At 60.8% G+C, this 14,408-nt stretch carries 14 protein-coding genes; 10 read left to right on the top strand and 4 right to left on the bottom strand.

All coding sequences use genetic code 11. The features are described from left to right. Positions 1–2 precede the first annotated feature (2 nt). The gene (locus HX821_RS03750; protein WP_177035407.1) at positions 3–497 is read left to right on the top strand and encodes a DUF523 domain-containing protein; all 495 of its coding nucleotides are present in this window, start codon (positions 3–5) and stop codon (positions 495–497) included. A gap of 109 nt (positions 498–606) precedes the next feature. Here the strand turns inward: HX821_RS03750 and HX821_RS03745 are convergent, their stop codons facing one another. Beyond that, positions 607–1,386 (bottom strand): transporter substrate-binding domain-containing protein, encoded by a 780-nt coding sequence (locus tag HX821_RS03745; protein ID WP_003213851.1) that lies wholly within the window; start codon positions 1,384–1,386, stop codon positions 607–609. A 134-nt stretch (positions 1,387–1,520) separates the two neighbouring features. Here HX821_RS03745 and HX821_RS03740 point away from each other — a divergent pair, with 134 nt between their 5' ends. Beyond that, complete coding sequence (locus HX821_RS03740) at positions 1,521–1,961, top strand: DUF4399 domain-containing protein (RefSeq protein ID WP_003213848.1); 441 nt, start codon at positions 1,521–1,523, stop codon at positions 1,959–1,961. Between the two features lie 61 nt (positions 1,962–2,022). Here HX821_RS03740 and serA read toward each other — a convergent pair whose 3' ends face one another. Then, positions 2,023–3,252 carry a phosphoglycerate dehydrogenase gene (gene serA, locus HX821_RS03735; protein ID WP_003213846.1) on the bottom strand — a complete coding sequence of 410 codons (1,230 nt, stop codon included), beginning with the start codon at positions 3,250–3,252 and terminating at the stop codon, positions 2,023–2,025. Between the two features lie 204 nt (positions 3,253–3,456). On the opposite strand from serA, the gene HX821_RS03730 reads away from it, so the two are divergent. From HX821_RS03730 to HX821_RS03715, 4 genes are all read left to right on the top strand, one after another. After that, entirely contained in the window at positions 3,457–4,851 is a 1,395-nt protein-coding gene (locus tag HX821_RS03730; protein ID WP_003213844.1) for an FAD-binding oxidoreductase, read from the top strand. A 22-nt stretch (positions 4,852–4,873) separates the two neighbouring features. Next, positions 4,874–5,539: a fumarylacetoacetate hydrolase family protein gene (locus HX821_RS03725; protein ID WP_003213842.1), complete on the top strand. Its 666-nt coding sequence runs from the start codon at positions 4,874–4,876 to the stop codon at positions 5,537–5,539. A 246-nt stretch (positions 5,540–5,785) separates the two neighbouring features. Continuing rightward, complete coding sequence (locus HX821_RS03720) at positions 5,786–6,715, top strand: SdiA-regulated domain-containing protein (RefSeq protein WP_177035313.1); 930 nt, start codon at positions 5,786–5,788, stop codon at positions 6,713–6,715. A gap of 117 nt (positions 6,716–6,832) precedes the next feature. Continuing rightward, complete coding sequence (locus HX821_RS03715) at positions 6,833–7,747, top strand: SdiA-regulated domain-containing protein (protein ID WP_177035312.1); 915 nt, start codon at positions 6,833–6,835, stop codon at positions 7,745–7,747. Positions 7,748–7,865: 118 nt separating this feature from the next. Here HX821_RS03715 and rpiA read toward each other — a convergent pair whose 3' ends face one another. After that, positions 7,866–8,537, bottom strand: coding sequence for a ribose-5-phosphate isomerase RpiA (gene rpiA, locus HX821_RS03710; RefSeq protein WP_008438935.1), 672 nt, complete (start codon positions 8,535–8,537; stop codon positions 7,866–7,868). Positions 8,538–8,673: 136 nt separating this feature from the next. Between rpiA and ilvA the strand changes: the two genes are divergently transcribed. Together ilvA and HX821_RS03700 are read left to right on the top strand one after the other, a co-directional pair. Continuing rightward, on the top strand, positions 8,674–10,188 hold the full coding sequence (gene ilvA, locus HX821_RS03705; protein WP_003213834.1) for a threonine ammonia-lyase, biosynthetic: 1,515 nt from the start codon (positions 8,674–8,676) through the stop codon (positions 10,186–10,188). A gap of 40 nt (positions 10,189–10,228) precedes the next feature. Further along, positions 10,229–10,642: a DUF2269 family protein gene (locus HX821_RS03700; protein WP_102370118.1), complete on the top strand. Its 414-nt coding sequence runs from the start codon at positions 10,229–10,231 to the stop codon at positions 10,640–10,642. A 112-nt stretch (positions 10,643–10,754) separates the two neighbouring features. Here HX821_RS03700 and HX821_RS03695 read toward each other — a convergent pair whose 3' ends face one another. Continuing rightward, a complete protein-coding gene (locus HX821_RS03695; RefSeq protein ID WP_177035311.1) occupies positions 10,755–11,411 on the bottom strand; it encodes an HAD family phosphatase in 657 nt (218 codons plus the stop codon). 143 nt (positions 11,412–11,554) lie between these two features. Between HX821_RS03695 and HX821_RS03690 the strand changes: the two genes are divergently transcribed. Continuing rightward, positions 11,555–12,034, top strand: coding sequence for an RNA pyrophosphohydrolase (locus tag HX821_RS03690; RefSeq protein WP_003176750.1), 480 nt, complete (start codon positions 11,555–11,557; stop codon positions 12,032–12,034). Positions 12,035–12,056: 22 nt separating this feature from the next. Then, the gene (ptsP, locus tag HX821_RS03685) at positions 12,057–14,336 is read left to right on the top strand and encodes a phosphoenolpyruvate--protein phosphotransferase (RefSeq protein ID WP_003213828.1); all 2,280 of its coding nucleotides are present in this window, start codon (positions 12,057–12,059) and stop codon (positions 14,334–14,336) included. The last annotated feature ends 72 nt before the right edge of the window (positions 14,337–14,408 follow it).

Raw genomic sequence — 14,408 nt, 5'->3', positions numbered from 1 at the left:
TGATGCAAAAGATTCTGGTCAGCCGCTGCCTGCTGGGGCACCGGGTACGCTACGACGGAGGGGCCAGCGGGCCTTTCGACCAACTGGCCGCGTGGCAGGCCGAAGGCCGGGTGGTTGCCGTGTGCCCGGAAGTGGCGGGTGGCTTGCCGACGCCACGGCCGTCTGCCGAAATCCCGGGCGGGCAGGGGGTTGACGTGTGGGAAGGCCGCGCCCAGGTGCTGACGGCCCAGGGGGAAGACTTCAGCGAAGCGTTCCTCGATGGCGCCCGCCAGGCATTGGCGCTGGTACAGCGTCACAATATCCGCGTCGCCGTACTCAAGGCCAACAGCCCGTCGTGCGGCAATCTGCTGACCTATGACGGTACCTTCACCGGCGTAAAGGTCACCGGCGAAGGCGTGACGGCGGCGTTGCTCAAGCGCCATGGGGTACTGGTGTTCAGTGAGCTGGAGTTGCCTGAAGCGGCAGTGGCCCTGGCAAAATGCTCAAGCCCGACATAGATCAACATGTGGGGCGGGCTTGCTCGCGAAAGCGCAGTGTCAGTCACCCGATGCTCAAGCCGAGCCACCGCATTCGCGAGCAAGCCCGCTCCCACATTGACCGAGTCGTTTATTCGGCCTTTTTCACCGGCTTGCTCGCATCCATCCCGAACCACTTCTCCGACAGCGCCGCCAGCCGGCCATCGGCCTTCACTCGTTGCAGGGCCTTGTCCAGGCTGGCCTTGAACGCCGGGTTACCCTTCTGGAACGGAATCGCCAGGCTCAGCGTCGGGCCGACGTCTGCGCCTTCCTTCACCGGCAGCTGGCTGTCGCGAATCGCGTAGGGAATCAGCAGCCGATCACTGATGGCGGCATCGATCTGTTGATCGGCAACGTCCTTGATCGGCTGCCTGGCATCGGCATAGCTGCGCAAATCAACGCCCTCGGCGGTGCGCGCCTGCTCCACAAACTGGCTGCCCTGGGCCACGCCCAACGCCTTGCCCTTGAGCGCCGCAAAGCTGCCCAACGGGCGCTGTTCCTGCTTGCGCACGATCAGCTGTGCGCTGGAGTAGCTGTAGGGCTCGCTGAAGTCGAAACGATCCGCCAGTTCAGGAGTCATAGCGATATGGTTGATGGCCACGTCGTACTTGGCGCTTTCCACGCCGGGCAGCAACTCGGCGGCATCGACAGTGATAAAGGAGGGGCGTACGTCCATTTCCTTGGCCAGCAACTCACCCAGCTCCACTTCAAAACCGGTGAGTTTGTCGCCTTCCTTGAAGTTGAAGGGCGGGGTGTTGGCTTCCATTGCGATGCGCAGTTCCCCGCGGTCAAATACATCGTCGATCAGTTCGGCATGGGCCAAGGGACTTGCAAGGGGCAGTAAAAGTAACAGGCCAGGCAGGAAACGCATGGTCGCTCCTAAAGAATTCGAATGAGCGAAGCGTTGTTCAGGCTCGCTTTGCTATGGTGTTGAATGCCTTGGACAGCAATTTGTCGCGAAGTTGTCATAACCCTACAGATTTCCCGGAAAAACTGGAGAAGTGAATGAAAGCCTTTTTGACCCGTGCAACCCTGGCCAGCCTATTGCTGGGCGCTTCGATGCTGGCGACCGCTGCTGATGGCATCCCGCGCAGCGCTCCACCAGAAGGTGCCAAAGTGTTCATCGTGTCGCCCAAAGATGGCGCCACCGTCGATAAAACCTTCACCGTGAAATTCGGCATGGAAGGCCTGAAATTGGCTCCGGCCACCAGCCAGGACCCGGGCACCGGCCACCACCACCTGCTGATCGACCAGAAAGAATTGCCGGATGCCAGCGTGCCGATCCCGGCCACCGATACCGTGATCCACTACGGCAAGGCCCAGACCGAAACCGAGCTGACCCTCACCCCAGGCAAGCACACGCTGCAACTGGTAGCCGGCGACAAACTGCACATGCAGTTCAACCCGACTGTAGCCTCGAAAGTCATCACGGTTAACGTCAAGTAAGATTTGTTCAGACAAAAAAAGGGAGACCCGAGGGTCTCCCTTTTTTATGCGCGTTTAGCGATTAGAACAACACGCGGCTACGGATAGTGCCGTTGATGTGTTGCAGCTTCTCTTGCGCCAGGTCCGAATACTCGGCGTCTACGTCGATAACCACGTAGCCGACTTTCTCGTTGGTCTGCAGGAACTGACCGGAAATGTTGATGCCGTTTTCCGCGAAGACCTTGTTGATCTCCATCATCACGCCAGGGATGTTCTGGTGGATGTGCAGCAGACGGTGCTTGCCAGGGTGCGCCGGCAGAGCCACTTCCGGGAAGTTGACCGAGGACACCGACGTACCGTTGTCGCTGTACTTGACCAGTTTCTCCGACACTTCCAGGCCGATGTTGGCTTGGGCTTCAGCGGTGGAACCGCCGATGTGCGGGGTCAGGATCACGTTGTCCAGGCCACGCAGCGGGCTTTCGAAGATGTCGTCGTTAGAGCGCGGCTCAACCGGGAACACGTCGATGGCGGCGCCGATCAGGTGCTTGTCCTTGATCGCGTCGGCCAGGGCGTCCAGCTCGACCACGGTGCCGCGTGCAGCGTTGATCAGGATCCCGCCCTTCTTGATGGCGCGGATTTCCTTCTCGCCGATCATCCACTGGGTTTCAGCGGTTTCCGGTACGTGCAGGGTCACGATGTCGGACATGCCCAGCAGCTCGGTCAGGCTCGACACCTGGGTGGCGTTGCCCAATGGCAGCTTGGTCAGGGTGTCGTAGAAGAACACCTGCATGCCCAGGCCTTCGGCCAGTACCGACAACTGCGTGCCGATCGAGCCGTAACCGACGATACCCAGCTTCTTGCCGCGGATTTCGAAGGAGTTGGCTGCGCTCTTGATCCAGCCGCCACGGTGGCAGGAAGCGTTCTTCTCGGGAATACCGCGCAGCAACAGGATCGCCTCGGCCAATACCAGCTCAGCAACGGAGCGGGTGTTGGAGTACGGTGCGTTGAACACCGCGATGCCGCGCTCGCGCGCTGCGTTGAGGTCGACCTGGTTGGTGCCGATGCAGAAACAGCCGACAGCTACCAACTTCTTGGCGTGATCGAAGATCTCTTCGGTCAGCTGAGTGCGGGAGCGAATGCCGATAAAGTGCGCGTCGGCGATCTTTTCCTTGAGCTGGGCTTCCGGCAGAGAACTGGTGATGTACTCAATGCTGGTGTACCCGGCGGCCTTCAGGACTTCGACGGCCGATGGGTGGACGCCTTCCAGAAGAAGGAACTTGATCTTGCTCTTATCGAGAGAAGTCTTGCTCATCTGCGTAAACCTGTATCCCGGAGAAAAATGGCAGGGAATCGGATCACGTAAGCTGACCCGGACGGCAGGAAAGCCGTCACCGCAGAACGCCCTTGGGCACTATCCTGCGGGGGCGGTATGCTAGCATACGTGCCCCGCTAAACACCCATTCCTGCGACGTGAAGCGTTCTCAGGATGACCATGAATTGTTCGAGAGTTCTGTCGATGACCCATCCTGCCCTGATTGATGAGCTGAAGACCCTGGTTGAGCCTGGCAAGGTCCTGACCGATGCTGACTCCCTTGAGGCTTATGGCAAGGACTGGACCAAGCATTTCGCGCCGGCCCCGGTGGCCATCGTCTTCCCGAAGACCACCGAGCAGGTGCAGGCCATCGTCCGTTGGGCCAATGAGCACAAGGTCGCGCTGGTGCCGTCCGGTGGCCGTACCGGCCTGTCGGCCGCTGCCGTCGCTGCGAATGGCGAAGTGGTTGTGTCGTTCGACTATATGAACCAGATCCTCGACGTTAACCTCACCGACCGCACCGCCGTGTGCCAGCCGGGTGTGGTCACCAAGCAATTGCAGAACGTCGCCGAAGAAAAAGGCCTGTACTACCCGGTGGATTTCGCCTCGTCGGGTTCCAGCCAGATTGGCGGCAATATCGGCACCAATGCCGGCGGGATCAAGGTCATTCGCTACGGCATGACCCGTAACTGGGTGGCCGGTATGAAAGTCGTCACCGGCAAGGGCGACCTGCTGGAGTTGAACAAAGACCTGATCAAGAACGCCACCGGCTACGACATGCGCCAGCTGTTCATCGGCGCTGAAGGCACCCTGGGCTTTGTGGTCGAAGCGACCATGCGCCTGGACCGTGCGCCGAAAAACCTTACCGCGATGGTGCTCGGCACCACCGACTTCGACTCGATCATGCCGGTGCTGCACGCCTTCCAGAGCAAGCTGGACCTGACCGCCTTCGAATTCTTTTCCGACAAGGCCCTGGCCAAAGTCCTCGGTCGCGGCGACGTGCCGGCGCCGTTCGAATCCGACTGCCCGTTCTACGCGCTGCTGGAATTTGAAGCGACCACCGAAGAAGTGGCCAACGATGCCCTGGCCACGTTCGAACACTGCGTCGAGCAGGGCTGGGTGCTGGACGGCGTGATGAGCCAGAGCGAAACCCAACTGCACAACCTGTGGAAGCTGCGCGAGTACATCTCCGAGACCATCTCCCACTGGACGCCGTACAAGAACGACATTTCGGTGACTGTGTCGAAAGTGCCAGCCTTCCTGAAGGAAATCGACGCGATCGTCGGCGAACACTACCCGGACTTCGAAATCGTCTGGTTCGGCCACATCGGCGACGGCAACCTGCACCTGAATATCCTCAAGCCGGAAAACCTGAGCAAGGACGAGTTCTTCGCCAAGTGCGCCACCGTCAACAAGTGGGTGTTCGAGACCGTGCAGAAGTACAACGGCTCGATCTCCGCCGAACACGGCGTGGGCATGACCAAGCGCGATTACCTGACCTACAGCCGCTCGCCGGTTGAAATTGAATACATGAAGGCAGTGAAAGCGGTGTTCGACCCTAACGGGATCATGAACCCAGGCAAGATTTTCGCTGTTTAACAGTCCCTGAAGGAGTCGGTCCATGAGCTACCAGCACAAGTATGTCGACGGCACCAATATTCACTTTCCCCTGGGGAAGGTGGTGTGCATCGGGCGTAACTACGCCGAACACGCCAAGGAACTGGATAACCCGGTACCGACCGAGCCGCTGCTGTTTATCAAGCCCGGCAGTTGCGTAGTGGCACTGGAAGGCGGTTTTGCCATCCCTACCGAGCGCGGTTCGGTGCATTACGAAGCGGAAATCGCGGTGTTGATCGGCAAGCCGTTGTCGGCCAAACCGAGCCGCGAGGAAGTACTGGACGCCATCTCCGGCTTCGCCCCGGCCCTGGACCTGACCCTGCGGGACAAACAGGCCGAGCTGAAAGCCAAGGGCCTGCCGTGGGAAATCGCCAAGTCGTTTGACGGTGCGGCGGTGATTGCCCCGTTCGTGGTCGGCAGCACTTTCCCGGATGTGACGGATATCGGCATTCGCCTGACCATCAACGGCGAAGTGCGCCAGGACGGCAACAGCGCGATCATGCTCAACCCGATCATCCCGATGATCCAGTACATGGCCGGCTGCTTCTCGTTGCAGGCCGGGGATGTGATCCTCACCGGTACGCCGGCAGGCGTGGGCCCGCTGAATGTGGGTGACGAGCTGGTGCTGGAATTGCCGGGTGTGAGCCGCTTCGAAAGCAGCGTTCGCTGAATACCTGGCGAAACGCGGTCAAAAATGTGGGAGCGGGCTTGCTCGCGAAAGCGGTGTATCAGTGACAGATTCAGTGACTGATACTCCGCATTCGCGAGCAAGCCCGCTCCCACATTTGATCTGTGTACTGCCACCCAATCGGGTTTTTGCATTTTTTTCACACCTCATCCGGATAATCCTCAGCCTCCTGCGCGCGGACCTTTTGATCCTGTGCTATCCCCTAAAGCTGACTTTCTGGAAAGCGTAATGGCCGTGCCTCTCCCATCCGTAAAACCCACGTTGCGTTCACGCCTTGCCATGCGCTGGTATTCCTGGCTGTTCCTCGCCGGCGCGATCATTTACGGCGTGGCCTGGGCGATGCACTGGGACGACCGCGGCGTGTTGTGGCTGGCGGAGGGCTTCGAAACCCCGGCCGAGCGCCTGGAAAGCGTCTGGCTCCCGGACTACCACGCGGTGATCGACGCCAAGCTGCTGCCCGGCATGGAGAAGGACGAAGCCTCGGACCTCGTCTATAACCCGCTGACCAAGACCCTGTTCTCGGTGATGGGCAAGAACCCGTTCCTGGTTGAACTGACCCTGCAAGGCGACGTGCTGCGCAAGATGCCGCTCAACGGCTGGAACAACCCGGAAGGCGTGACCATGATGGAAAACGGCCTGATGGCCGTGGTCGATGAGCGCCAGCACAGCCTGACCATCGTCAAGGTCGACCCGCAGACCCAGCAGTTGAACAAAGCCGACTTCCCGTCCTATGACCTGGGCCCGTCCAAGGACCAGAACAAAGCCTTTGAGGCGGTGACCTGGGACAAGCGCAACCAACAGCTGATCCTCGGCGAAGAACGCCCACCGGCCCTGTTCACCTGGAAAAGCGACGGCAGCCAGACCCTCTCCGGCGCCAAGCAAAAGCTCGCCAGCACTGAACTGGACATGCGTAACCTGTCGGCGCTGACCGTCGACCCACGTACCGGCCACCTGCTGGCGCTGTCGGCGGACTCCCATCTGTTGCTGGAACTGGACGAGAAGGGCGAGCAGGTCAGCTTCATGACCTTGCTGGGTGGCTTCAATGGCTTGAAAAAGACCATCCCGCGTGCCGAAGGCGTGACGATGGATGAGAACGGCACGCTGTACATGGTCAGCGAGCCGAATCTGTTCTATCGCTTCGAGAAGCAGGCGCAGTAGTTCGATTACGTCAGATTTCTCTCTATCTGCGGCATCCGCCAGACACCCGGGGCGTTTAAGTTTAAATTCAGGCGACCGTGATATTCATTCGCCAGTTTTTACTCTGAGCCCCGCCCGATGCGTCGACTTGCCCGCCCCAAACCTGCTTTTTTTATCCTGATCCTGATCGCCCTGGTGGCGTGCGGTGTGGTTGCCCAGCAATTGCGCCTGTTTGAGCGTGCCTGGTTCAACTGGCAATCCTGGCGCAATCCCGCCGGGGAGCACTCCATTGGCCTTGGGGATTACCGGGTGGCCCTGGAGGCGCAGGTGATCGACGGCCTCAACGATGATGTCTCGGCACTGACCTTTGATCCGGTGCGCAACAGCCTGTTTACCGTGACCAACAAGAACGCTGAGCTGGTCGAACTGTCCCTGGACGGCAAAATCCTGCGGCGCATTGCGCTGGTGGGGTTTGGCGATGCCGAGGCCGTGGAGTACATCAGCGACAACACCTACGTGATCAGCGACGAACGCCAGCAGCGGCTGATCAAGGTCCATGTGGATGACGACACCCAATTCCTCGATGCCGCCGACGCCGAGCAAATGACCCTCGGCGTGCACCTGGGCGGCAACAAGGGCTTCGAAGGCCTGGCCTATGACTCGGTGGGCAAGCGCCTGTTTGTGGCCAAGGAACGCGACCCGATGCTGATCTACGAGGTCCACGGCTTTCCGCATTTCAAACCGGAAAAAACCTACTCGGTGCACGTGATCAACAACCCCAAGCGCGATGCCGGGTTGTTTGTGCGCGACCTGTCGAGCCTGCAATACGACGAGCGTAGCGGTCATCTGCTGGCGCTGTCGGATGAGTCATTTTTGGTGCTGGAACTGGATGTCGACGGTCGCCCCCTGAGCAGCCTGTCGCTGCTCAAGGGGCGCCATGGCCTGAAGCAGCGCGTGCCTCAGGCCGAGGGGATCGCCATGGACAACGACGGCACGTTGTACATGGTCAGTGAGCCCAATCTTTTCTATGTATTCAAAAAAACCAAGTCTTGAGTCATGTGCAGAACAAATGTGGGAGCGGGCTTGCTCGCGAATGCGGTGTATCAGGCGCCATATTCAGTGACTGACACTGCGCATTCGCGAGCAAGCCCGCTCCCACACGGGTTTTGCATTACGCCTTAAGCGTTTTTACGCCTTCCGGGGTGCCCAGCAGCAGTACGTCAGCCGGACGGGCCGCAAACAAACCGTTGGTGACGACGCCGACGATCGCGTTGATCTGGCGCTCCAGTTCCACCGGGTTGGTGATCTGCATGTTGAACACGTCGATGATGATGTTGCCGTTGTCGGTCAGCACGCCTTCGCGGTACACCGGGTCGCCGCCCAGTTTCACCAGTTCGCGGGCCACGTGGCTGCGGGCCATCGGGATCACTTCCACCGGCAGCGGGAACGCGCCGAGTACCGGCACCAGTTTGCTGGCGTCGGCGATGCAGATGAAGGTCTTGGCCACGGCCGCGACGATCTTCTCGCGGGTCAGGGCTGCGCCGCCGCCCTTGATCAGGTTCAGGTGTGCGTCGCTTTCATCGGCGCCGTCGACGTAGAACTCCAGGTCGCTGACGGTGTTCAGCTCGTACACCGGAATACCGTGGCCCTTGAGCCGCGCAGCGGTGGCTTCGGAGCTGGCAACCGCGCCGTCGAACGCGCCCTTGTGCAGGGCCAGCGCATCGATAAAGCAATTGGCGGTGGAACCGGTGCCGACACCGACGATGCTTTTATCGTCGAGTTTAGGAAGGATTAAATCGACGGCGGCCTGGGCCACTGCCTGTTTGAGTTGATCCTGGGTCATGCGGGCTCCGGAACGGGCGGGGAGTAAAGAGGGGCGCGAGTATAACCCAACAAAACCTCGGTTTTCGTGTGGTCGCCCGGCCAAACGCTGGGTTAGACTCCTTGGCCCTGCCCAACCCGCCCAGTGATGCTTTCCGATGCTTGAACAGTACGTCAAAAAGATCCTCACCTCGCGCGTTTACGACGTTGCCGTAGAAACCCCGCTGCAGACCGCCCGCCAGCTCTCCGAGCGGCTGGGCAACAAGGTCTGGCTCAAGCGCGAAGACTTGCAGCCGGTGTTCTCGTTCAAGATTCGCGGTGCCTATAACAAGCTGACCCAACTGAGCGCCGAAGAACGTGCGCGCGGCGTAGTCACCGCTTCGGCGGGCAACCATGCCCAGGGCCTTGCCCTGGCGGCCAAGGTGCTGGGGGTCAAGGCCACCATCGTGATGCCCAAGACCACCCCCGAGATCAAGGTCGAAGGCGTGCGTTCCCGTGGCGGCAAAGTGGTGCTGCACGGGGATTCTTTCCCGGAAGCCCTGGCGTATTCGCTGAAGCTGGTCGACGAAAAAGGCTACGTCTACATTCACCCCTACGATGATCCGCACACCATTGCCGGGCAGGGCACCGTGGCGATGGAGATCCTGCGCCAGCACCCGGGGCCGTTGGACGCGATTTTCGTCCCGGTGGGCGGCGGCGGCCTGATTGCCGGTATCGCGGCCTACGTGAAATACCTGCGGCCCGAAATCAAGATCATCGGCGTCGAGCCGGACGACTCCAACTGCCTGCAAGCCGCCATGGCGGCGGGCGAGCGCGTGGTATTGCCGACCGTGGGCATCTTCGCCGACGGCGTGGCGGTGGCGCAGATCGGCCAGCACACCTTCGACATCTGCAAGGATTACGTGGATGAAGTGATTACCGTCAGCACCGATGAAATCTGCGCGGCGATCAAGGACATCTACGACGACACCCGCTCCATCACAGAACCTGCTGGCGCCCTGGGCGTGGCGGGCATCAAGAAGTACGTCGAGACCCGTGGCATCACCGGGCAAACCCTGGTGGCCATCGATTCCGGGGCCAACGTCAACTTCGACCGCCTGCGCCACGTGGCCGAGCGCGCCGAGCTGGGGGAAGGCCGCGAAGCCATCATCGCCGTGACCATCCCCGAGAAACCGGGCAGCTTCAAGGCCTTTTGCGAAGCCGTGGGCAAGCGCCAGATTACCGAATTCAACTACCGCTACCACTCAGGCCGCGAGGCGCACATCTTTGTCGGCGTGCAGACCCACCCGGAAAACGACCCGCGCAGCGCGCTGATCGCCAGCCTCACCAGCCAGGGTTTCCCGGTGCTGGACCTGACGGAAAACGAACTGGCCAAGCTGCACATCCGCCATATGGTCGGCGGCCATGCGGCGCACGTCAGCGACGAGGTGGTGTTCCGCTTCGAATTCCCGGAACGTCCGGGGGCACTGTTCAACTTCCTTAACAAATTGGGCGGGCGCTGGAACATCTCGATGTTCCACTATCGCAACCACGGCGCCGCCGATGGGCGCGTGGTGGCGGGCCTGCAAGTACCGGCGGACGAGCGTCACCTGGTGCCGGCGGCGCTGGAGGCCATTGGCTACCCGTACTGGGATGAAAGTGATAACCCGGCCTACCAGCTGTTCCTCGGTTGAGCGACTACGCTGACTGGGCGGCCTTCAAGGAATCGAGAACATGGAAACGCTGACCACCCTCAAAGTTATCCACATCGCGGCCACGGTGTTGCTGCTGCTCAGCGGCCTCGCCCTGGCAGTGCTGGCCTGGCGCAAACGCAGCGCGGGGCCGGCCTATACCGTGCAGCGGCCGTGGGTGTTTGTGTGGTTGTTGATGGGTATTTGCGTGGTGAGCATGCCGTTCACCGGCTGGTGGCTGGCGCACCTGATCGGCTGGCCGCTGGGGCAAACCTGGATCCTGGGTTCCAGCGTGATCTACACCGTGGCGGCGCTGAGCTGGTTCTGGCTGGTGGTGCGGCTTAATCGACTGCGGCTGGGCGGGGCGGGGAGTTTGAACTTCACCGTGGCGCTGGCGGTGGTGAGCCTGGTGGGGTTTGTGGCGATTGCCGGGTTGATGGGTGCCAAGCCGGTTTAAGGCTTGAGACCGAGTTGCCTCCATTCGCGAGCAAGCCCGCTCCCACATTTGACTGCATTCCAAAGGTGGAACTCGAGCAAATGTGGGAGCGGGCTTGCTCGCGAAAGCTTTATCAGCCGCGCAGGCTAATCACCGGCCAACCACGCTTCTCAGCCTCAGCCCGCAGATTCGGATCCGGATCCACTGCCACTGCATGCGTCACCTGCTCCAGCAGCGGCAGGTCATTCATCGAATCGCTATAGAAGTAACTGTCGTCCAGGCTAAACCCGGTCTCTTCCAGCCAGCGATTCAAGCGCGTCACCTTGCCCTCGCGAAAGCACGGGATATCCGTACTGCGCCCGGTGTAGCGGCCATCCTGCATCTCGCATTCCGTCGCAATCAGGGTTTCAACCCCCAGTCGCTCGGCAATCGGCGCGGTCACAAAACGGTTGGTCGCGGTGATGATCACCAGCTTGTCGCCCGCCGCCCGGTGCTTGGCCAGCAACTCAACTGCCTTGGGCAGCATGATCGGCTCGATGCAGTCGCGCATGTAGTCGCGGTGCCATTCATCCAGCTGGGCCATCTCAGTGCGGCCGAGGATTTCCAGGCAGAAGTTCAGGTACTCGGCGTTATCCAGCTTGCCGGCCAGGTAGTCCTGGTAGAACTCGTCGTTGCGGGCCTTGTAGGCCACCGCGTCGAGAATCCCGCGTTCACAGAGGTAATCGCCCCAGGCGTGATCGCTGTCACCCCCCAAAAGCGTGTTGTCCAAGTCGAATAAAGCCAGGCGCATTGCAGTTACTCGCTGAAAAGTCTGTAAAAAGGCGTCCAGAATACGGTCTTTTCACAAGAGTGCACATAAGGTAAGCAGCCTCGTTGCCGCTGTATCAATCTTTGTGGAACAATGCGGTGACATGCGTTTGCGAGGTTGTTGCCGTGATCGACCCCGATGGTTTCCGTCCTAATGTCGGGATTATTCTTACGAATGATGCCGGACAGGTGCTATGGGCTCGCCGTATCAACCAAGATGCCTGGCAGTTTCCTCAAGGCGGAATCAACCCCGACGAAACCCCTGAAGACGCCTTGTACCGTGAGTTGAACGAAGAAGTAGGCCTTGAACGTGAAGATGTGCAAATTCTGGCCTGCACCCGAGGCTGGTTGCGCTATCGTTTGCCGCAACGTCTGGTGCGTACCCACAGCCAACCGCTGTGCATCGGCCAGAAACAGAAATGGTTTCTCCTGCGCCTGATCTCCAACGAGCAGCGGGTGCGGATGGATTTGACCGGTAAACCGGAGTTCGATGGCTGGCGCTGGGTCAGTTATTGGTATCCGTTGGGCCAGGTGGTGACATTCAAGCGCGAGGTTTATCGTCGCGCTCTTAAAGAGCTTGCCCCGCGCCTTTTAGCGCGCGACTGACGACGGAGTTCGACCCCGAGCCATGCTCAATACGCTGCGCAAGATCGTCCAGGAAGTTAACTCCGCCAAGGATCTCAAGGCGGCGTTGGGGATTATTGTGTTGCGCGTCAAGGAAGCCATGGGCAGCCAGGTCTGCTCGGTTTACCTGCTGGACCCCGAGACCAACCGTTTTGTCCTGATGGCCACCGAGGGCTTGAACAAGCGCTCCATCGGCAAGGTCAGCATGGCGCCCAATGAGGGTCTGGTGGGCCTGGTGGGGACGCGTGAAGAACCCCTGAACCTCGAAAACGCGGCCGATCACCCGCGTTATCGCTACTTTGCCGAAACCGGTGAAGAGCGCTACGCCTCGTTCCTCGGTGCACCGATCATTCACCACCGCCGCGTTGTCGGCGTGTTGGTCATCCAGCAGAAAGAACGCCGCCAGTTCGACGAAGGTGAAGAAGCCTTCCTCGTGACCATGAGCGCGCAGCTCGCCGGGGTTATCGCCCACGCCGAGGCCACCGGTTCGATTCGCGGCCTGGGACGCCAGGGCAAGGGCATCCAGGAAGCCAAGTTCGTCGGCGTGCCGGGTTCGCCGGGTGCTGCTGTCGGTACCGCCGTGGTCATGCTGCCGCCCGCCGACCTGGACGTGGTGCCGGACAAGACCGTCACCGACATCGACGCTGAAATCATCCTGTTCAAGACCGCCCTCGAAGGCGTGCGCAATGACATGCGCACCCTCTCGACCAAGCTGGCCACCCAGCTGCGGCCTGAAGAGCGGGCGTTGTTCGACGTGTACCTGATGATGCTCGACGACGCGTCCCTGGGCAGCGAAGTCAAGGACGTGATCAAGACCGGCCAGTGGGCCCAGGGCGCGCTGCGCCAGGTGGTCACCGATCACGTCAACCGTTTTGAATTGATGGACGACGCCTACCTGCGCGAGCGCGCCTCGGACGTGAAGGACCTCGGTCGCCGTCTGCTGGCCTACCTGCAGGAAGAGCGCTCGACCACGTTGGTATACCCCGACAACACCATCCTGATCAGTGAAGAACTGACCGCCACCATGCTCGGCGAAGTGCCGGAAGGCAAACTGGTGGGCCTGGTCTCGGTACTGGGTTCGGGCAACTCCCACGTCGCGATCCTGGCTCGGGCCATGGGCATTCCGACGGTGATGGGTCTGGTGGACCTGCCGTATTCCAAGGTCGACGGCATCGAAATGATCGTCGACGGCTACCACGGCGAGGTCTACACCAACCCCAGCGAAGTGCTGCGCAAGCAATACGCCGAAGTGGTGGAAGAAGAACGCCAGCTGTCCCAGGGCCTCGACGCCCTGCGGGAACTGCCGTGCGTGACCCTCGACGGCCACCGCGTACCGCTGCTGGTCAACACCGGCCTGCTGGCGGACGTGGCACGTGCACAACAGCGCGGCGCCGAAGGGGTGGGCCTGTACCGCACCGAAGTGCCGTTCATGATCAACCAGCGTTTTCCGAGTGAGAAGGAGCAGCTGGCGATTTATCGCGAGCAACTGTCCGCCTTCCATCCGTTACCGGTGACCATGCGCAGCCTGGACATTGGCGGCGACAAGTCACTGTCGTATTTCCCCATCAAGGAAGACAACCCCTTCCTTGGCTGGCGCGGTATTCGCGTTACCCTCGACCATCCTGAAATCTTCCTCGTCCAGACCCGCGCGATGCTCAAGGCCAGCGAAGGCCTGAACAACCTGCGCATCCTGCTCCCGATGATCTCCGGCACCCACGAGCTGGAAGAAGCCCTGCACCTGATCCACCGGGCCTGGGGCGAAGTGCGCGACGAAGGCGCCGACGTGCCGATGCCGCCGATTGGCGTGATGATCGAGATTCCGGCGGCGGTGTACCAGGCCAAGGAGCTGGCGCGGCAGGTGGATTTCCTGTCGGTGGGCTCCAACGACCTGACCCAGTACCTGCTGGCCGTGGACCGCAACAACCCGCGGGTGGCCGACCTCTACGACTACCTGCACCCGGCGGTGCTGCAAGCCTTGCAGAACGTGGTGCGCGATGCCCATGCCGAAGGCAAGCAGGTGAGTATCTGCGGCGAGATGGCCGGTGACCCGGCGGCGGCTGTGCTGTTGATGGCGATGGGCTTTGACAGCCTGTCGATGAACGCCACCAACTTGCCGAAGGTGAAATGGATGCTGCGCCAGATCAACCTGAGCCGGGCCAAGGAGCTGCTGGCGGAGTTGATGACTATCGACAACCCGCAAGTTATCCACAGCTCGCTGCAATTGGCGCTGAAGAACCTTGGGTTGGCGCGGATGATCAACCCGGCGTCTGCAAAGAGCCTCTAACCGGATTTCAGAGCCTGTCCCCAATCGAAATGTGGGAGCGGGCTTGCTCGCGAAAGCGGTGCATCAGTCAGC

Source organism: Pseudomonas sp. B6001, from assembly GCF_013386015.1.
Classification (GTDB): Bacteria; Pseudomonadota; Gammaproteobacteria; order Pseudomonadales; family Pseudomonadaceae; genus Aquipseudomonas.
Note: the sequence above shows the minus strand (reverse complement) of the source record. Positions and strands in the feature narration are given on the sequence as shown.